The organism is Leptospira dzoumogneensis (assembly GCF_004770895.1).
GTDB classification, from domain to species: Bacteria; Spirochaetota; Leptospiria; order Leptospirales; family Leptospiraceae; genus Leptospira_B; species Leptospira_B dzoumogneensis.
Genome location: NZ_RQHS01000010.1, coordinates 1 through 18,268, shown reverse-complemented (window position 1 = coordinate 18,268; position 18,268 = coordinate 1). Strand labels below are relative to the sequence as shown.

Sequence of the window (18,268 nt, the reverse complement as noted above, 5' to 3'; positions counted from 1 at the left end):
GTCCCTAAAATAAGTGGGAAATAAGAACCGGGTCTAAGCAAAAATTATCATCTACTGATTTGGAGTAAAGAACTTGTGTAATTTCTAATGTCTTGACCGACCGAGTTCTTGAATCCAAACTGTGAATCTATGGCTAAACCGAAAGATCCTAAAACGCAATCTTTTCAGATTTCTTCTCAAGTTTTCGATACCTTAGTGATAGGGGGAGGGATCACAGGTGCTACTACTTTGTGGGATGCCACCTTACGCGGGTTAAAGGCAGTTTTGGTTGAGAAAAATGATTTTGCTTCCGGTACAACTCAAGCTACCTCCAAGTTAATTCACGGAGGTTTAAGATATTTAAAAAATGCAGAGTTTGGACTCGTGAGAGAATCATTAAGAGAAAGGAGGATCCTCGCAAAGATCAGCCCTCACGCACTCAAAACATTAGGCTTTATTATTCCGGTATATTCTAATCCTGAAAAGTGGATCACGAATATCGGTCTTAGAATGTACGATTATTTTTCGTACGATAGAAATAGAAATATCAGTTCTGATTCCTGGATCCCTAAATACAGATTTTTATCTCCGGAAGAAGTAGTGATGGAAGCGCCTAGTCTTCCACGTAACGGACTCAAAGGTGGATTTTTATATTACGATTACCAGAACACGAATCCGGAAAGACATACATGTGAGTTCATCTTCTCCGCTGAAAAGAAAGGAGGGACGGCTCTCAATTATACCGAGCTTGTTGCGATCTCTCAGCAGGGAAAAGTGTATCAGGCTATCTTAAAAGATAAAAGAAGCGGCAAAACGTATCCAATATTTGCGAAAACTGTAGTGAACGCCGCGGGTCCTTGGGCTGATTTTGTGGAATCTTTGGCGGGAGTCGGAATGGACAAAGTGCTAGTCCGTTCCAAAGGAATCCATATCGTAACCAGGGCATTGACTGTTTCCAAGGCAATCGTCTTAAAAAAAAGGGACAAGACCCATATGTTCGTTCTACCTTGGAGAGGCAAAACGATCATAGGAACTACGGATACCGTATTCTCCGATTCTCCGGATAAATTTAAGGTTACCAAATCCGATATCCAAGGTCTATTAGAAGAAATTAATTATACATTCGGATATTCCGATCTAACAGAATCGGATGTGGATTTTTATTATGGCGGAATGAGACCTCTTGTAGAAGATCCGGGTGAAAAATCGGACACTTACAATGCTTCCCGTAAAACTGAAATTTTAGATCATAAGGAAAAAGGGCTTCCAGGATTTTATACTGCTCTAGGTGGAAAATATACGACCAGTAGACATTTAGCGGAGAAGATCACGGACAAACTCTGCGAATATCTTCCTGGAAAATTTTTGCCCTGCGAAACGGATCAGATCCCGCTTTCTTCCGGAGAATTTTCGGATCATTCTTCTTTAGTCAAAGGGCTTACCAAAAAATATCCAAAACTTTCCGGAGAATATCTAGAAAGTTTGGGTGCTCGATACGGAAGTTTAGCCTATGAAGTGCTCAAATACCAAAAATCAAACGACGAATCGGTGACTTTGAATAATGGGGAAGAATTCAATACCGCAGAGATCCGTTATATTGCTTCCGAAGAGAAAATTGAAAAGGGAACGGACTTCTTCTTCCGTAGATCCGGAGTAGGAGTGCCTGGCGCACCTTCTTCAGAATCTCTACATAGAATTGTAGAGGAGTTGGGAAAAACCCTAGGCTGGAACCCTGCTCGCAAAAAAACGGAAACCTCGGAGATACTATCTCGTTATCATTTTTGACTTTTAATCTAGTTTCTATCTGGTATCTCTTTAGTAGGTTACATGGATTTAGAAACTGCTTATTTGGTTTTTGGGATCGCGTTCGGCTGGATCTGGTCATTGGGGATCTTACTTTCTCCCGCTTCTTTGGGAGAAAGGACCAGAGCCTCCCTAATCATGTTTTGTTCCTCTTTCTGGCTTGTGGGAGCTGCAACATTCCTTTCCGGACTAGTCAAAACATATCCTATCTTATATGCGATCCATATTCCTTTTGCACTCGGAATTGCTCCTCTTCTTTATATCCACTTTCAGATCACCTTACTCGGTCTAGAACTTTCTAAAAAAGAGATACTTCTTCATTTTCTGCCAATTCTATTCTCCGTAATTTTACTCTTACCTTTTTGGTTGGGCGGAGAAGAATTTAGACTTCGCACATTACAAGAGATCGCCCAGGCAAGATCGTATTCCAGTATACTCGCTTTCTTACAGATCACTCCCAAAATTTCGATCCTTTCTTATTTTCTACCTTTGCTTTGGATGTACAAAAGTTACTTATTTCGTTCAGAACAAGATGAGAATGAAGAAAGAGCCAGAAAAATGTTCCTGATCTTCATATGCTTAGTTTGTTTTGTGATCTTCTGGGGACTCACAGGTTCCATTTTAAGAAGAATAGAATTCGTAAAAGAAAGTATATTCAGTCTTCCGGTTTTGTTAGTGATCGGATTTTTACTTTCTCAAAGAGAACCGAATTGGCTTGGTTTCGTAGGAAAAAGTTTAAGAGAAGTCCGTTATAAAAAATCCAGACTGAAAGGAATGGATGAATCCAAGATCAAAGATCGTTTAGAAGCACTAATGAAAAGGGAGAAGGCTTACGCAGACGAAGATCTCACACTTTCTCAGCTTGCAGAAGAGTTGGAGCTGACCAACCACCAACTTTCCGAATTTTTAAACCAACGTCTGTCCATGAAGTTTTCGGATTATATCAATTCATGGCGGATAGAAGAAGCTAAGGTTCTTCTATTGGAAGATCCGGATCGTTCCATTTTAGCGATCTCGGAATCGGTCGGATTCAATTCTAAATCCGCATTCAATGAAGCATTTAAAAAATTTGCGGATTCTACACCCAGTGAATTCAGAAAAACCGCGGTTTTATATAAGGCTTCGTTAAAATTTTAAAATCCGCACGTCCTGAGTTATACGCCAGGACGACAAACATTCCTAAGGGCCCTATACTTTCCTCCATCCTAGGAGGTGGCATGAAAACTCTTGCCGATTTATATCAATCGTCCAAAAATAAATATGGGGAAAGACCTGCGTTTTTAACTAAAAATTCTTCGGGAGAATTCGATTCGGTGAGCTATTCCGAATTGTACGAGTTAGGATCACAGCTAGGGACCGCACTTATAGAATTGGAATTTCCTTATAAGGGACATGCAGCAGTTCTTGCAGATAACCGTTTAGAATGGATCGTCACCGACTACGCGATCATAATGGCGGGCGGGGCCGATGTTCCAAGAGGAACGGATGTGACCGATTCTGATCTAAACCATATTCTTCCTCATAGCGGAGCTACGATCGTATTTGCGGAGAATGATTCAGTATTAAAGAAACTCTACCAAAACCAAAGCTCTCTCCAGAATATACATACAATTATTCTAATAGATAAGAATGCCAAAGGAACCGGAAAAGAGTTACGATTCTGGGACCTGGTCCAAAGAGGAAAAGAACTGAGAGAAAAGGGCAACCGTGAGATAGAGAAAAGAATTTCCCAAATCCAAGAGGAGGATCTTTTCACTCTGATCTATACCGCTGGAACAACCGGTCGTCCTAAAGGTGTTCCTTTAACTCATAAGAATATAATGTCACAGATCAACCGTATCCCGATCAAACTTGAGGCGGGAGAAAGGATACTTTCCATTCTTCCAGTATGGCATAGTTTCGAGAGAATGTTCGAGATGGTATGTATCCATTTCGGAGCGGGTACGTATTATTCTTCCGTTAGAACTTTGAAAGAAGATCTAAAAAAAGTGAAACCTACATTCATGGCTTCTGCACCTAGGCTTTGGGAAAGCGTATACCAAGGGATTTATGCGACTGTTGCCAAGTCTTCCGGTGTAAAACAAAGTTTATTTCATGCGGCGCTTTTCTTCTCTTCGAATATTCAGTCTGCAAAACGTTGGTTGGGTTTTAGGGAATTGGATCTGAATGGAAGAAGTTCTATCGTTTCCTTATTCGTAGGAATTTTCAAAGTAATTCAATATATTTTGAATATTCTTCCAGCCAGTCTTTTGGATCTGATCGTTCTGAAAAAGATCCGTCAGGCTACCGGCGGGAAATTGAAGGGAACCGTTTCCGGAGGAGGGGCTCTTCCTATTCATGTGGATAAATTTTTTAATGCGATAGGCATCCAAGTTTTGGAAGGATACGGTCTGACGGAAACTTCTCCAGTGATCTCCGTTCGTATTTTAGATGAAGCAGTGATGGGAACTGTAGGTCCTTTGTATAAGGGAACTTCTCTTAGAGTTGTGGATCCGAATACTTCTAAAATTCTTTGGACTACTGAAGAAGGCGGGCCGAAAGGTTACGCAATCAAAGGTGAGATCCATGTAAAAGGGGATCAGGTCATGTCCGGATATTATCATGACGAGGAGAATACTCGTAAAGTGATGAACGGTGGATGGTTCAATACCGGAGACCTAGGAATGATGACTTACAATAATTGTCTGAAAATTGTAGGTAGAACAAAAGAAACAATCGTTCTATTAGGCGGGGAGAATGTGGAGCCTGTCCCGATAGAAAATATTTTAAGCCAATCGGAATTCATACTACAATGTATGGTGATCGGCCAGGACCAAAAATACCTTTCTGCTCTGATCGTTCCAAATCCTGAATTTTTCCCGGACTACAAAGCGGGAGTCGGTTTCATTTCCGCGGAAGAAGAAGCGAAATGTGCGGTGAAGATCCAAGCGGTGATCAAAAATGCAATCTCCGCAACGAACGGATTCAAATCATTCGAAAGGGTAGTGGACTTTAGATTATTGCCAAAACCTTTCGAGACCGGAGATGAACTTACGGCAAAACTTTCCGTAAAACGACATGTAGTAACTGATAAATATTCAGGACTGATCAAAGATATTTATTCAGGCAAAAAAGAAGAAGTTTTGAGATAAGAATATTCCGACTGTTGGAACTCCAACGTGTGCAAGTGCCGCCCCCACCCTAGCTTTGGGTGGAGGGGAGTGGCTCGTGGGAGCGCCCCGTCCCTATATCACACAATTCCAATCTACACAATGAATTTTTCGCACACAGCTTCTTGTTGGAATTCCAACAAACCGGAGAGTTATCTATAAGAGAGAAACTTTTAGAATTACCCTGCGCTCCGAAAACTTCAGAAAGTGAAGGTATTTGCTAAAACCACTCCCATAAAATCTTTCACAACTTCTGCAACCTCATCCAGTTTGATGGATTCTTGGTCTACGATCCTTTGGCCGACTGTTCCTAAAATAATACTGATCAAAAGTCTGTTCAGATTCGGGTTAGTGATCCCTAAATGTTTTGTGATGATCGTTACGTATTCTTTCATCGCTTCTGCGATCAGTTGTTTCTCTTCTTCATGATTTTTTAATCTAGAAACGTCGCAGATGATATAGAGTAAATTTTGGAAATAGGTCTCTCTGTCCTTTACCATTGTGAAGAGTGCTTCTACTCTTTTTTCGATGGTTTGGTTGTCTTCTCCCTTTGAGTAGACCTGTAACTCTTCGATGTCTTTATTGAGTACGAACTTTACGAGTTCTTTAAATATATCTTCTTTAGTGGAGAAGTAGTGGTAAAGAGTTCCGGTGGATACATCCAATTCGGTGGCGATTTCTCTCATGGAAACAGCCGAATACCCTCGCCTCGCCAAAATATCCACACACTTGGAGAGGATCTCGGCTTTATATTTTTCGTGGTTTACGATTTTGGGCATTTCTTGGGTCCTGAAAGTTTTTTCTATTTACCGTTTTCGCTCGTTCTAAGGCTCCTTTGAGGGAGAAGGGGATCATCCCCCTCATATTTGAGGAGCAAGTTAATTATTTTATTTGTTCGAAAAAAGAATGCAAGTGTTTTTTCCAGTTTGGATCCAGATGACTTAAGATCCTTTCCTTTTGTTCTTCCGCATCCTTACGTCCCGTCTCGAATGCATGCCTGACAAGGTTCGGATTGGTATAGTCAAACCCCTGCTCAATAAATGGTCCTTCCGGAGAAACAAGCAGAGTATCCGATAGGACCGAGGTAGATTTTCCCACTAAGGTAGTGGGTTCGTAGAATACTCCAATCTTAGGCAGGTCGGAGGAGAAGTTCTCAAGAAGAAGATTATTCGTTAAGCCCCCGTCCAAGTAATAATTTCCGTTAAAACTTTGGAGAGGCAAAACCGGGAATGCAGAGCAAGAGTTCATTACGATCTGGGTGATCGTTTCAGGATCCGTTAGGTCCTTCTCCGTAAAAACTTTTTCTCTCCATCCCCAATCTTTCATTTTTTGTAATACTGCAAAAGGTTGTTCTCCCTTTCTTCTTAAAGTTTCATCCTTAAAATAAGCGCGTATGATAGAAGCTGCCTTAGCAAAAAGTATCCTTTGGATCGGCTGGCCCTTTTTGTTTTTGTCCAAACTTTCATTCGGGATCTCTACCGTATGGATCCTGATCTTTGCGGACTTAGAGATAAGTTTAGAAAATCGGAGACAGTATTCTACGGTCCTTCTCGCGATCCCATGATGGGGAAAAGGAGCGCTGATCCTAAGAAGTCTATTCCAATAAAAGTTTTTAGGATTTCGTTTGGTCAGTTCTTGGAAATAATTAGAACTTTCTTCTTCCGTTTCCGATAAGGTGCTGATTGCCATAGCGGCTCCCGCACTTACTCCGGAAACTTCTTTAATTTTCAGGCCCCAAGTCCTTAGTGTATATGCAAAACCCAGTCCGTAAAATGCTTTGATCCCGCCGCCGGCGATTGCAAGAGCGATCTCCTTTTTGATCCCTAGTTCTTGCCATGCGGTCCGGAGACCGTTTTTTAATTTACTTTCTAGAGAAAAGAGCGGGTTCATTTTCCTACATAATGGTTGTGTCACCAAATCATGGCAATTTTAATTTGCCCGAATCCAATTTCTTTACAAGATCGGAATATAGACTAGGAGATCCACCTTGGCGAATCAAAAAGATTTAGAAGATATGCAGAAAGAATGGGAGAAGTTTTCTAAGGCCGCACCAGGCTTGAAGGTTCCTCCTCCTGCTTTCAAGGAACTGTCCGGAGAGTTTGTTTCTTATGTAAGGAAGAAGGAGATGGTCTGCAGTTTTTATGTGGAGCCTAGATTCTCCAATCCGATGGGAGTTTTCCAAGGTGGATTTTTGGCGGCTGCTTTCGATAATACTTTCGGTCCATTATGTTATTTGGCTGCAGGTAAACCTACCACTACTTTAGAATTAAGCGTTAGTTATATTCGAATGGTAAAGGAGAACCAAAGGATCACCGTACAAGCAAAGGTAGTAGCAAGAGGTAACCAACATATTTATCTAGAAGGAGAAGCTTTCGATGAAGAAGGTAAACTTCTAGCTAAATCAACAACCCAAGTGTTGATCCTAAGACTTCCTGGCGGAGCCGCTTAAAATATTAAGTTTCTGGGATCGAAGGGGGAGAAGATATTTCCTCTTTCGGTTCAGTGATCCTTTCTAAAGGAAGTTTTTTCACGTGTTCCGCCATCTCTTTCAGGATGTTTGCGGTGATATCTTTCATGATATCGCCGATCACTTCCGTTTCCAAAACTTCTGCGATCATTCTTCCTATATCTTCTCCTAATTTATGGGAGATCTGCGACATGAAAGGTATTTTGGATAATTCTTCTAATAAAAACTTGGATTGGAGAGATTCGTTTACCTTGGAATTGAGCTGATCATTATGTTTGGAAATTGCCTCTTTTGCAAGCTGGCTATAATCTAATCGAAGCATCACTTCTTCAACTCTTTCCAAAGAATGTAAAAATACCGCATCCGCGATCGTGTCTACGATCACATCCCTGAATCTGAAAGTGATCTCTCGAGTGAGAACCTCGCTTACATTCTGTCCGGAAGTACCGAACCTATAAAATGCAATTGCAAGTTTGACCCCTCTTAAAAGTAAGAATGGTCGTAGAAAATAAAGAGGAACGATACCGATTAGTTCGTACCAGTTGGTCCTCAGGTATTTTTTAATGTCTTTTTTTTGCCGGACTTTGATCCAAACTTCTATTCCCCATAAAAATATAACGAATAGATCGAACGCAAGAACGTAGGCTGGAATATCTTTGTGGATGAATTCTTTATAGGAGTTTACGAATAGCAGGAAGAATACGTCGATTGCAGCTAAGCTTAAAAGAAAATAATCTCTTGCACTACCCGGTAAAACACTTCTCCAATATTTTACAGTTCGTATGAAGTTCCGGATTTTAGAGGATTTTGCCGGTTGGGAATTTGCTTCCACCATGTGCCATTGTCCGATTCGGTTCGGTGTTTACAAGTTTTTCCAAAACATACATTCTGGTCACTAGTTTTAAAGGGATGCATTTAGTCGTAGACGGTTTCAACCTGATTTACAAAATTCCTGAATTGGAAGAGTATATGTATTCCAATCGTTTGAGGGATGCCAGAGTAGGCCTCTTGAGAATTTTGGAATCCTATTCTGCTAAACTGAAAAGTTCTAAGGTCCATGTTTTCTTCGATGGTAAAAAAGAAAAAGGGAACGAAACCAAAGAAGATTCATACGGTAAAATACGCGTTTATTTCAGTCAGGACAGAAAAGCGGACGATTTGATCAAGGAATATATCAAATTTGCTCCGAGACCTGCGGACCTATTCGTTGTGACTTCCGATCAGGAAATTTTGGCTTTTGCAAAAAGACTAGGAACAAAACCTATACTATCCGAAGAGTTCGTAAAAAAAATAGAAAGCGCCTTAGCGGAAAAACCGACTCGGGAAGAAAAGGACTCGGGCGCAAAACTTTCTCCGGGAGAGATTCTCTACTGGAAGGAACTATTCAAGAAGGGAAAGTAAAAGAGTGCTCTACAATTCGATCTTATTTTTCGTTTTTTTCTCAATCGTTTATTCTATTTATTGGTTTCTTCCGGAAAAGAGAAGATCCGATTTTTTACTCATTTCCAGCGGTGTCTTTTACATTGTAGCTTCTTCTACAATCTTAAGCGGGATCTATTTCTTTCTTCATTTCTTAATTATCGTTCTATTCAATTATTTCGCTTACTTTAAGATCCGAACTTCTGCGAAGCCTAAAGGTTGGATGATATTCGCTGTTCTATTGAACGCGGTCAATTTAGGTTTCTTTAAGTATTTCTATTTTATGAACAGGATACTTTTCGATCTTACAAAGTATCCATTCTTTGACGAAGTTCCGAGAATATTACAGATCTCTCTTCCTTTGGCGGTGAGTTTTTACAGCTTCCAGATGATCGCTGCGGCCGTGGATGCGTATCGGAAACCGGAAGGAGAATTGATCGGCCTTAAACAATATCTTGGTTTTGTAATATTCTTTCCCGTATTGATCGTAGGGCCGATCCTAAGGACTAAGGATTATTTCGTAAATATAGGACATTTGAGTCCGGATAAGGATAAGATCGTTCGTGCTTCTTATCTAATGATCTCTGGTCTGATCAAAAAAATACTGATCGCGGATCCGGTCGCAGGAGTGATCGCTCCTGTATTTGGAAATCCAGGACAGTATGATAATCTTTCACTTGTCTTAGCTGCATTCGGATATGCGATCCAAGTATATTGCGATTTTTCAGGACTCACCGATATGGCAAGAGCGGTCGGTCTATACTTCGGTTTTGAACTTCCCGAAAACTTCAACGCACCTTTATTTTCTCCTTCCGGAAGAGAATTATGGCAGAGATGGCATATGAGTCTTTCTTTCTGGCTGAGGGATTATATCTATTTTCCTTTGGGTGGAAGTAAAAAAGGGGAATGGCGCACTTATCTTAACCTAATTATCACAATGACGGTGGGTGGTGTTTGGCATGGAGCCGATTATACATTTATCGCCTGGGGATTTTATTGGGGAGTTATACTTGCATTCGAAAGATTTTTAGTAGGTAAGTTCGGCTGGAACGACGAGGATTCCAAAAGTAAAATTCTTAATTTTTTAAGGATACAATTCGTATTTTGTTTATTCTCTTTCAGTGCGATCTTATTCAGAGCAAACTCGGCGGCTAAAATGGTCCAGCATGTTGTGGGAATAGTAACCAATACACAAAATTATCTTTCTACATCTTTACAATCCTTGGGTTTTGGCTGGATAGAAAATTCAATTTCCTTGGTGACCGGACCTTCTCCTTTCCTTTTGGAATCCATGAAGAATATTGAGAAAATCGGATATTCTTATTTGGGATTTATAGTTTTCCATTGGATCCAATCCAGAAAGGATCTATTATTGCAGTGGGGAAGAGGAAAAGACTGGCTTCTTGTGATCTGCGGAGTGGTCACCGTATTTGCGATCGCATTATTATCGGAGGATTCCGGAGCCTGTATCTATTGCCAGTTCTAGGCCGTAAATAATTATGAAAAAGAATACATTCTTACTTCTTCCTCTACTTGTTCTTTTGATCTCTTTAGGATTGGACCGTTTGTTCACCTTAGAGTTCTTTCAGTATTATTATTCAAATACGTTATCCCATGTGAATTTTATCACCAAAGAGGACCTATATTCGGATCTGAAAGAATATTTGAAAAAGGACCCTTCTTCCAGAAAAAAAATATTAGTATTCTTCGGAAATTCCAGAGCACTTTTACTTCCTACCAGAGAATTGGAAAAAAAACATCCGGACTGGATTCTTTATAACTTTTCGGTTCCGGGCGGTTCTCCCGATTATTTCTTATACTGGATAGAGAGGTTTAAATCGGACGGTACAAGACCTGATTTTGTACTTTTGGATCAATCATTAGAAATTTATAATAAAACCCCGGTCCATGCTTTGGATGAGGTTTTGATCTATGGACTTTCTCCCGAATTCTTCTTTAAACATTGGACTAGGTATTCTAGAGAGGAATTGTCTGCGTTTATATCTAAACGTCTATTTCATACGTATAGGGACAGGCCTAAATTTTGGAGGATACTGGAAAGAATGCAAAATTCTTCCGCATTGGCGCAAGCGTATAAATCGGCAGTCCTGAGTGTTCGAACTATGCTAAAGGAAGAAAGAGGAAGTACTCCTAGAGAGTTAGTTAACCAAAAACATACGGATGAACAACTTGTCCAAGTTTCCGAAAAAGATTTTTCTTCTTATCTAAAACCTTATACGTTCCATACTAATATGTTCGAGATGCAGAAGGATTCCATCAATATATTGAGAGAGTATAATGTTCCTTATGCCACTATTTGGGTGAAGGTCGCTCGTCCTTATTTTAATCTATATATGACAAGAAAGGTAGAAACTTCGGACGGACTTAAAACTCCAATGGAAGTTTGGAAACCGATCGTAGAGAAGTTTAACCAGGAAACTGGAACAGCCTTCTGGAATATGAATCAGGATCCCAATTATAATTGCGAAGAATTTGCAGATCCGGGTCATATGTCCCCGAATTGTTTCCCTGTATTCGGAGATTATATCTTTAAAAAGTTAGAAGAAACTTTTCCTAGAACTCAGATAAAATAAGGAATAAGTTCGGGGAGAATTTCTCCGGCCTTTCCTTGTAAGAATAGATCCGAGTATCTGCTGTAACCGCTTGGATCTATATTGATCTCTATAACGAATGCCCCGTTCTCTTTTGCAATCCTGGCAAGTTCGACTGGAATTCCTACGGCTCCGGAGGAACCGATCACAAAAACGATCTCTGATCTTTCCGCGAGAGAGACTGCTCGATTTAAAAGATCAGTGTCGTAAGATTCTCCGAACCATAAAACATCCGGTCGGACTAAATTTTTACAATTTGGGCATTCGGTAGAATTTTTAAGTTTAGAAGGATCCGAATCAAAAGTTCTATTACAATTAGTGCATCTATTCCTAAAAATATTCCCATGTATCTCTATGATCTTTTCCGAGCCTGATCTTTTATGAAGTCCGTCTACGTTTTGAGTGATTAGATGAAAATCGGATCTTTTCATTTCTAATTCCGCCAAAGCAAAATGAGCAGGATTCGGAGACTTGGTCGAGATCAGTTCTATTCTCCAGAGATACCATTCCCAAACTAGTTTAGGATCCCGCTTGAATGCATGAGGAGTTGCAAGTTCTTCCGCTCTGTATTCTTTCCAAAGACCTTCCTTTCCTCTGAATGTAGGAACTCCACTTTCTGCGGAAATTCCGGCACCTGTGAGCGCTAAGATATTTTTAGAAGTTTTGAATTTTTCGATTAATACGGTGGAGAGTTGCATTTTTAAGAAGGTAAATGTAAGTTCTTTTCCACTTCTTTTCTTTTTTCGATCCCGGACAGAAGTTCTACAATTTTTAAAGAAAATTCGAATGCGGAGCCCGGACCAATACTGGTTAAAATTTTGTCTGAAAGTTCCAATCTATTTCCCGTGTATTTTTCGTCCGGCGGGACACTTCCTGGAAATGCAGTGAATTTTTGGTTCTGCAGAATTTTGTGAGTCAGTAGAACATTCGGTGCAGCACAGATTGCGCCAATCCATCGATCTTCTTTTTTAAAGTTTTTTAATATTTCGGAAACCAAAGGACTTGCATTCAGATTTTTAGTACCTTGGTTTCCTCCCGGTAAAACGATCATATCGAATGAGGAAGGATCTAATTCGGATAGAAGTGAATCGGAGACTAATTTTACTCCTCTGGATGCCGTAACAGTATTCGTAGAAATTCCGGCGGAGACAACTTCTATCCCGGCTCTTCGGAGTACGTCTACTACGATGACTGCTTCCATTTCTTCCATTCCATCCGCAAAGGGAACCAGCACCTTGGGCATATTTTTCTCCGATACTGAAATTTCGAAGGTAGTTAACCTTCTTCTTTAGCCTGAAAGGCAGGCTTTTATAATTTAAGAATTCCTAGAGAAGAAATCAATTAAAACTTAGGCGAGAAAATCCTCCCGCCTTGTTTTTAGCTGTTTAGTTCCGGTTTTTTAGACCAAGTGAGATTGGAATTCAGGAAATAGTTGGAAGCCATTGCTGTAAGAATGGAAAGAATATCTGCACTGAATTTTAAAGTAAGTTCGGAGGGCCCATTCCATTGTTTGAAAATAGAATAGTAAATAAAATGGAATACTGACATTTGCACTAAAATCCCCACCATACTCACTAAATGGAATAATAGGAACCCAAAGGCCAAATTTTTTCCAGAATATCTTCTTTCATAAAACGTAAAGTAGTTATTTAAGAAGAAGTTGGACAGGATTGAAAGTTCTATCCCAAAAAATACGGAAAGTGAAAAAGGATCCAAAAAGGAGATCCCTGTTTGTACTTCCGGAAACTTGCTTAATTCTGCGATTAGAAACCCGACTAAGTTAACAAGTACACCGCTTGCTCCCACTAGTGAATAGAGCAGGAAAGTCGGAGAGATCCATTTTCCAAAACGAATATCCAAGATTGCCAAAAAGAAATTTTTGATCACGGAATTATTCAGTTTGGTCTCTCCATACATTCTAGTTTGGAAAGTATAAGGGATTTCTTCTATTTTTAGATTTTCTTTACTTCTTCCCAAAAATTCCAATAGGATCTTAAATCCTCTTGGGTTGATCGAGTTTTTAGTTTCCGAATACACGGAACGTTTAATACCGAAATAACCGCTCATTGGATCCGAAACAGGAAGACCCAAAAGTCCTTTCGCTAAAAAGGTCGCAAATCTGCTGATGCCAATCCTGGCCAGAGACCATTTTCCTGTGGATCCGCCCTTGGCGTATCTTGTTCCTAGACAAAGATCCACGTCACGCTCGTAAAAAGAACGGATCATTTCAGGAAGGATCTTTTCGTCGTGTTGGAGGTCGGAATCCATTACTACGAAAACTTCTCCTTCTGCAGCGCCCATACCTGTTAAAACTGCGGAAGATAAACCTTTGCCGCTTAATCTACGGATCACTTTAAGTTGTGGGATCTTTTCCTGAAGATGTTCCGCAATTTCCCAGGTATGATCCGGGCTATCGTCGTCTACCACGATGATCTCATGACGGTAATCGGATAAAGATCTGGTAATCCTATCTGCCGCAATAGGTAGGTTTTTGCTTTCGTTGTATGTAGGGAGTATAACGGAAACGGATGGTCGCATAGGACCAAATTCCTATCTGGAAGTTTTGAATTCAATATTTTAAGTAATTAATTGATTACATACTAGTAAAAATAATTTTCCAGACCGAAGTATTGGCAGGACTTATCGAAAATAGAAACCGGTCTATGCATATTTTGTAATACGGTCTAGAAATTACACTACGTCTTGTCGTTACTAGTATAGATATTTAGACTTCTAATTTTACCGTTCGTTCAGACGTTATTGGATTCTTTCTACTTTTCGTATCTTTCCATCTTCTAACCGTAAAAGAGTTTTATACTGCGGACTAGTTACTACTTGACTTTCGAAACTCGAAGGGATTTGATCCTGGGTCGAAAATAATTGGATGGGTGACAAGATGGCTTCCACCTTAAGAATGTTAGGTTTTGCCGCTTTTTTATATTTAGGCGTTTTTGATTTTGGAATGAGTATCGTTCTGGAACAAGTTTTAGGTCCTTCTGCCCAAACTATAAACCGGTTAGAGGCGAGTTCCTGTAATCCTCCCGGGACTTATGAATTTTTTCCAGGAACAGGTTATTATCCAAGCGGATCAAGCGAGGTCTATCCTTGGCAAACTCCTGCAGGAGTTTCTTTCGAAGGTTTTGAAACGTATGCGGACGGAACCGTGATAGAAGCCAGTTCTAATAAGTCTTTACAATCTCATCTTGAGGTTACTTCCGGCACCTTGGTATCCAAACATCTTTCCAATGGGGTTTATAAAAGGGCGAAAACGGAAGATTATAATTTCAGGATGTTGATCCAAGGTTTGTATAATGGTTCTAGGGTGAAGTGGACGGATCAGGCATTGGAGGCTCGGTTCTATATAGATTCTTGGCAGGCTTCTTCGGATAGTTGGCAGGGAATCCATCTATTTACAAGATATAGAACTGAAAATGATCTATATGTGGCGTCTCTCAGAAGTGATGGAACAGTTTATTTTAAGAAGAAGCTCTGTGGGACTTATACCACCTTAGCGACTGGAACTCTGAAGGATCAGTCGGGAAATCCAAAGTCTTTTAATACCAAACAATGGTATAAACTGACCTTGGTTGCGATCGGAAATCATATAGATTTTTATGTGGATCATGTTCTGCAGTTGTCGATCACGGATGGAACTTTTAGCTGGGGAACTTCAGGAATTCGGACTGATTATGCAAATGTGTATCTAGACGATCTGATCCTGCATGATGATTTGAGTGATTTTTGAGGGAGTTTGTAGGCACTTCGACAGATTGGGGGCTATTTTTGATAGGATTCACCTTTTGAGGACATATTCCCAACTTCCGATAATAGGTATTATGTCGCATTAGGTTTTGCACTAGGGCCTCTCGCGTAAGATAGATCCCGGCTTCGTAAATAAAGAAATGAAACTTATGAAAGCCGGGATCTAAGAAAGGATCAATATCCTTGCCAGAGAGAAATGGTAACGATTGTTTTTCCGTTATCGGATTTGTTCTCACATTGGCATTTAATTTGAGCGGATTGGCTGTAATAACCTTGTCCGAGTGAGAATCCTGGAGCTGGTTTGCAGCTTTTGTACAGTCCACCTTCTACCAAACGGTTACAAGCTGCTTGGATGGCTGCTTCGATATCGCCGCTTTGGGAACTGATAGTGCCTGGGATTGCTAAAAAGACCGCGACGGCTAATGCGGAAGCGGAGATAAACAGAAACTTTTTCATGGTAAGGGTCCGGAAACAAATAGGAACCTTCCTTTTGGAAAGAAAATATTTCAAACGAAAAATTTTGCAGATTGGAAAATTCTTTCTAAGTTAAGAAAAAAATTTCCAATTGAGTTCCGGAGTTTAGGCTTTGAAGTCTTGGACTTGTTTTTGTAAAGAATCGCTTAATTTTTCACATTTTCTGGCTTGGTCTGCCGCTTCAAGTGCCTGCGTTGCTATGATAGAATTCGAATTTTGGATCCGATCTAAAAAGTTTCTGATCTCTTCCAAACTTTTCTTTTCTGCTTCCGTTGCTTCGTGAACATTTTGGGAAATTTCTCCCGCCTTGAACAAGGCGCCTGCTACAGTCACCCGGATATCGGTTTGTTTTTCTAAAAGAGAAAAGAAGGAATCCAGACTTTCTTTGATAGAATCCACATCCCCCAAGATCAATGAGATTGTTTTCGTACCGGATTGAACTATATCCGTGTTCTTAGTCATTTCTTCTTTTCCATCTCTGATCAATCTGGAAATTTCTTTGATCGTATTTGCCGTTTGGTCCGCTAATTTTGAGATCTCGTCCGCTACCACTGCGAATCCTCTTCCGTGTTCGCCGGCTCTTGCTGCCTCTATGGACGCGTTTAATGCGAGAAGGTTTACTTTATCTGCGATATCCGTAATTGTTCCCAATTTTGCAGTGGTGCTGGAAGAACTGGATTCTATCCTTTTAATGGATTTTTCGATCGCTATTAGGCTTTCTTCCGATTCTCTCGCATGTTTCCATGCAGTTTCGAATAATGTTTTAGTGGAAACGAGTCCTGCTTCCATATCTTGAAAGCTGATCTCTAAATTTTGAAAAGAATGTTCCAATGTCCCGGTTGCTTCTAACTGTTTTTTGGTGGAATCGGAAACGTCTGAGATCGCGTCCGCGATTTGGTTCATGCTTGCATTAATTTCTTCTAAACTATTTGCCTGGTCGGTCGTTCTGTCCGCTACGGTTGCGGAACTTTGGACCAGGCCTTCTAAAATTCCGTTTACAGATTCGGATTTTTCTCTCACTTCTCCCTGGATGGAAACGTTATATTTTCGGACTTCTTCCAGTTCCGCTAGACTGATTGCCTGGTTCAAAAATTCTTTTTTGAACGTTGTGGAGAAGTAGATCAATATTCCGGTCTCGAAAATTACAAAAATTGCATGTAAAAGGACTATCTCCCATCCATTTCCGTAGTTGAAAATGATAATCGGAGTTTCCGAAATTTTATATCCTATACTTTGGCAGAAGGAGAACAGTCCATGATGGACCGCGATATACAATGCTCCGGGGAGAAGTGTTTTCCAATCTCTATAATAGAGAAGAAATGCCAATGCAACGAATACATGAAAATGCATCTCTATTCTTCCGAATTGAGACTGGATCAATATCCCTGACCAGGCCATGATAAGGACAGCATTTAAAACTCTTAGGATATATTCGCCTCTTAGGAACAGGAAGCCAATGCTCGAAAGTGTCCCAATGATTATAGAGGAATTTAATACAAATTTCCAAGTCCCGTATTCTAAAGATAATGCGAGCGCAAAAGGAATATGGGCCAAAAGAAGAATGTAGAAGAAACGGTCTACTTTCTTAGTTTCTTCTTTAAATTTCAGTTTTGCAGTATCTTGGATACTTTGTTTATGCTGAGGCGGATTCATATATTTTCCCGGAAGGGTTTTATTTTAGGTCCGATTTGGACTTTATTTATTTTGGATCCTGTCTTTCGAAGGTTCCGGTTTTACTTTTCGTTTATTATGAATCGCTTAAATGTTTGAAAACTTTTGTTCTTTTTTATCGCTTATGAATTTTATAAGTTCTTTTGGGTTTTGATCCCAATGTTTATCAAATTCAAAAATTAATCCTTTGATCCTTCCTTGAGAATTCACCCAAAGGACCGAATCCGGATGGTCTATTTCCCCGCTTTTATCGGAAGAAAACGCTATAATTCCGAAAAGTCTTGCAAGTTCAAAGGCCCTGCCCCGCGACTCCAGCCGGATAAATTTAGTTTCGGATTTTAGATCCGAGAAATATTTTTCGAAACGTTCTTCCGTATCTTTTTCAGGATCTAAGCTTACGAATACGAGTCTTAGATCTTTTTGTTTCGAAATTAGATTTTTCAATTTCTGCAAACTGCCATGACATACTGTCTTGCAGTTTAAATATCCGAAATAGACCAGATTCTCTTTTCCGATCAGAGTCTCGCGTATATCTACGGTTTTACCTGCTTCTTCGCTTATCTGGAATTCAGGAAGATTTCTATCCGCTTCCATCATACCGGAAGAAGAACTCTGCATGAAGTAGAATAACGGAAATATAACCGTTAATCCTCCTATTGCAAGTTTCCAAATATTCATTCGAATTTAGCTGAGAGTTATTTAAAAACCCTCTAATATTACCAAAGACGAATAACTTGCTTTTTATTCAAAAAATTTCCTGAAAGAAGGCTTCTATAATTAAAGGAAATTTATTTATGAATATGTTAAGTTTAAGTTATTTCTTGGGAAAAAATTATTTAGACTTTGGACTGTTTTGTAGGAATTCCAACATACGATAAAATTTTCATAATAGAAATCTGAGCTGAAGAAAAGTTATCCGCACTGAGTTTTAC

Annotated in this window: 17 protein-coding genes; 8 read left to right on the top strand and 9 right to left on the bottom strand. The window is 39.9% G+C overall.

The features are described 5' to 3' along the window. Positions 1-129: 129 nt before the first annotated feature. The 3 genes from EHR06_RS05895 (at position 130) to EHR06_RS05885 (ending at position 4,913) form a co-directional block, all read left to right on the top strand. On the top strand, positions 130-1,764 hold the full coding sequence (locus EHR06_RS05895; RefSeq protein WP_135756152.1) for a glycerol-3-phosphate dehydrogenase/oxidase: 1,635 nt from the start codon (positions 130-132) through the stop codon (positions 1,762-1,764). Positions 1,765-1,806: 42 nt separating this feature from the next. After that, positions 1,807-2,919 carry an AraC family transcriptional regulator gene (locus tag EHR06_RS05890; RefSeq protein ID WP_135756151.1) on the top strand — a complete coding sequence of 371 codons (1,113 nt, stop codon included), beginning with the start codon at positions 1,807-1,809 and terminating at the stop codon, positions 2,917-2,919. 80 nt (positions 2,920-2,999) lie between these two features. Next, the gene (locus EHR06_RS05885; RefSeq protein WP_135756150.1) at positions 3,000-4,913 is read left to right on the top strand and encodes an AMP-dependent synthetase/ligase; all 1,914 of its coding nucleotides are present in this window, start codon (positions 3,000-3,002) and stop codon (positions 4,911-4,913) included. Positions 4,914-5,131: 218 nt separating this feature from the next. On the opposite strand, the gene EHR06_RS05880 is transcribed toward EHR06_RS05885, so the two are convergent. Both EHR06_RS05880 and EHR06_RS05875 read right to left on the bottom strand, forming a co-directional pair. Continuing rightward, the gene (locus tag EHR06_RS05880) at positions 5,132-5,710 is read right to left on the bottom strand and encodes a TetR/AcrR family transcriptional regulator (protein ID WP_020771550.1); all 579 of its coding nucleotides are present in this window, start codon (positions 5,708-5,710) and stop codon (positions 5,132-5,134) included. A gap of 103 nt (positions 5,711-5,813) precedes the next feature. Continuing rightward, positions 5,814-6,821, bottom strand: coding sequence for a patatin-like phospholipase family protein (locus tag EHR06_RS05875; protein ID WP_135756149.1), 1,008 nt, complete (start codon positions 6,819-6,821; stop codon positions 5,814-5,816). A 97-nt stretch (positions 6,822-6,918) separates the two neighbouring features. Between EHR06_RS05875 and EHR06_RS05870 the strand changes: the two genes are divergently transcribed. Beyond that, positions 6,919-7,380: a PaaI family thioesterase gene (locus EHR06_RS05870; protein ID WP_100707290.1), complete on the top strand. Its 462-nt coding sequence runs from the start codon at positions 6,919-6,921 to the stop codon at positions 7,378-7,380. Between the two features lie 4 nt (positions 7,381-7,384). Here EHR06_RS05870 and EHR06_RS05865 read toward each other — a convergent pair whose 3' ends face one another. Continuing rightward, positions 7,385-8,233: a hypothetical protein gene (locus tag EHR06_RS05865; RefSeq protein ID WP_135756148.1), complete on the bottom strand. Its 849-nt coding sequence runs from the start codon at positions 8,231-8,233 to the stop codon at positions 7,385-7,387. 74 nt (positions 8,234-8,307) lie between these two features. On the opposite strand from EHR06_RS05865, the gene EHR06_RS05860 reads away from it, so the two are divergent. From EHR06_RS05860 to EHR06_RS05850, 3 genes are read left to right on the top strand one after another with little or no spacing between them, the layout of a single operon-like run. Continuing rightward, positions 8,308-8,799, top strand: a complete 492-nt coding sequence (locus tag EHR06_RS05860; RefSeq protein WP_024864091.1) for an NYN domain-containing protein — start codon at positions 8,308-8,310, stop codon at positions 8,797-8,799. Between the two features lie 4 nt (positions 8,800-8,803). Beyond that, positions 8,804-10,303, top strand: coding sequence for an MBOAT family O-acyltransferase (locus EHR06_RS05855; protein ID WP_135756147.1), 1,500 nt, complete (start codon positions 8,804-8,806; stop codon positions 10,301-10,303). 13 nt (positions 10,304-10,316) lie between these two features. Then, positions 10,317-11,411, top strand: coding sequence for a DUF1574 domain-containing protein (locus EHR06_RS05850; protein ID WP_135756146.1), 1,095 nt, complete (start codon positions 10,317-10,319; stop codon positions 11,409-11,411). On the opposite strand, the gene EHR06_RS05845 is transcribed toward EHR06_RS05850, so the two are convergent. The 3 genes from EHR06_RS05845 to EHR06_RS05835 form a co-directional block, all read right to left on the bottom strand. Next, positions 11,399-12,127: an SIR2 family NAD-dependent protein deacylase gene (locus EHR06_RS05845; RefSeq protein ID WP_135756145.1), complete on the bottom strand. Its 729-nt coding sequence runs from the start codon at positions 12,125-12,127 to the stop codon at positions 11,399-11,401. The genes EHR06_RS05850 and EHR06_RS05845 overlap by 13 nt on opposite strands. Positions 12,128-12,129: 2 nt before the next feature. Further along, entirely contained in the window at positions 12,130-12,672 is a 543-nt protein-coding gene (locus EHR06_RS05840; RefSeq protein WP_135756144.1) for a DJ-1 family glyoxalase III, read from the bottom strand. Positions 12,673-12,806: 134 nt separating this feature from the next. Further along, positions 12,807-13,967 (bottom strand): glycosyltransferase, encoded by a 1,161-nt coding sequence (locus EHR06_RS05835; RefSeq protein ID WP_135756143.1) that lies wholly within the window; start codon positions 13,965-13,967, stop codon positions 12,807-12,809. A gap of 346 nt (positions 13,968-14,313) precedes the next feature. Between EHR06_RS05835 and EHR06_RS05830 the strand changes: the two genes are divergently transcribed. Further along, positions 14,314-15,174, top strand: coding sequence for a pectate lyase (locus tag EHR06_RS05830; RefSeq protein ID WP_244288521.1), 861 nt, complete (start codon positions 14,314-14,316; stop codon positions 15,172-15,174). Between the two features lie 191 nt (positions 15,175-15,365). On the opposite strand, the gene EHR06_RS05825 is transcribed toward EHR06_RS05830, so the two are convergent. From EHR06_RS05825 to EHR06_RS05815, 3 genes are all read right to left on the bottom strand, one after another. Beyond that, positions 15,366-15,647: a hypothetical protein gene (locus tag EHR06_RS05825; RefSeq protein WP_008592446.1), complete on the bottom strand. Its 282-nt coding sequence runs from the start codon at positions 15,645-15,647 to the stop codon at positions 15,366-15,368. Positions 15,648-15,770: 123 nt separating this feature from the next. Next, positions 15,771-17,318 carry a methyl-accepting chemotaxis protein gene (locus tag EHR06_RS05820; RefSeq protein WP_135756142.1) on the bottom strand — a complete coding sequence of 516 codons (1,548 nt, stop codon included), beginning with the start codon at positions 17,316-17,318 and terminating at the stop codon, positions 15,771-15,773. A gap of 105 nt (positions 17,319-17,423) precedes the next feature. Continuing rightward, positions 17,424-18,014, bottom strand: coding sequence for an SCO family protein (locus EHR06_RS05815; protein ID WP_244288520.1), 591 nt, complete (start codon positions 18,012-18,014; stop codon positions 17,424-17,426). Between the last annotated feature and the right edge of the window lie 254 nt (positions 18,015-18,268).

Excerpts from the sequence above, each read along its gene's own strand:
- EHR06_RS05845 (WP_135756145.1), bottom strand. The coding sequence starts at position 12,127 with ATGCAACTCTCCACCGTATTAATCGAAAAATTCAAAACTTCTAAAAAT.
- EHR06_RS05820 (WP_135756142.1), bottom strand. The coding sequence starts at position 17,318 with ATGAATCCGCCTCAGCATAAACAAAGTATCCAAGATACTGCAAAACTG.
- EHR06_RS05860 (WP_024864091.1), top strand. The coding sequence starts at position 8,308 with ATGCATTTAGTCGTAGACGGTTTCAACCTGATTTACAAAATTCCTGAA.
- EHR06_RS05875 (WP_135756149.1), bottom strand. The coding sequence starts at position 6,821 with ATGAACCCGCTCTTTTCTCTAGAAAGTAAATTAAAAAACGGTCTCCGG.
- EHR06_RS05840 (WP_135756144.1), bottom strand. The coding sequence starts at position 12,672 with ATGCCCAAGGTGCTGGTTCCCTTTGCGGATGGAATGGAAGAAATGGAA.
- EHR06_RS05850 (WP_135756146.1), top strand. The coding sequence starts at position 10,317 with ATGAAAAAGAATACATTCTTACTTCTTCCTCTACTTGTTCTTTTGATC.
- EHR06_RS05835 (WP_135756143.1), bottom strand. The coding sequence starts at position 13,967 with ATGCGACCATCCGTTTCCGTTATACTCCCTACATACAACGAAAGCAAA.
- EHR06_RS05890 (WP_135756151.1), top strand. The coding sequence starts at position 1,807 with ATGGATTTAGAAACTGCTTATTTGGTTTTTGGGATCGCGTTCGGCTGG.
- EHR06_RS05815 (WP_244288520.1), bottom strand. The coding sequence starts at position 18,014 with ATGAATATTTGGAAACTTGCAATAGGAGGATTAACGGTTATATTTCCG.
- EHR06_RS05865 (WP_135756148.1), bottom strand. The coding sequence starts at position 8,233 with ATGGTGGAAGCAAATTCCCAACCGGCAAAATCCTCTAAAATCCGGAAC.
- EHR06_RS05825 (WP_008592446.1), bottom strand. The coding sequence starts at position 15,647 with ATGAAAAAGTTTCTGTTTATCTCCGCTTCCGCATTAGCCGTCGCGGTC.
- EHR06_RS05880 (WP_020771550.1), bottom strand. The coding sequence starts at position 5,710 with ATGCCCAAAATCGTAAACCACGAAAAATATAAAGCCGAGATCCTCTCC.
- EHR06_RS05885 (WP_135756150.1), top strand. The coding sequence starts at position 3,000 with ATGAAAACTCTTGCCGATTTATATCAATCGTCCAAAAATAAATATGGG.
- EHR06_RS05895 (WP_135756152.1), top strand. The coding sequence starts at position 130 with ATGGCTAAACCGAAAGATCCTAAAACGCAATCTTTTCAGATTTCTTCT.
- EHR06_RS05830 (WP_244288521.1), top strand. The coding sequence starts at position 14,314 with ATGGGTGACAAGATGGCTTCCACCTTAAGAATGTTAGGTTTTGCCGCT.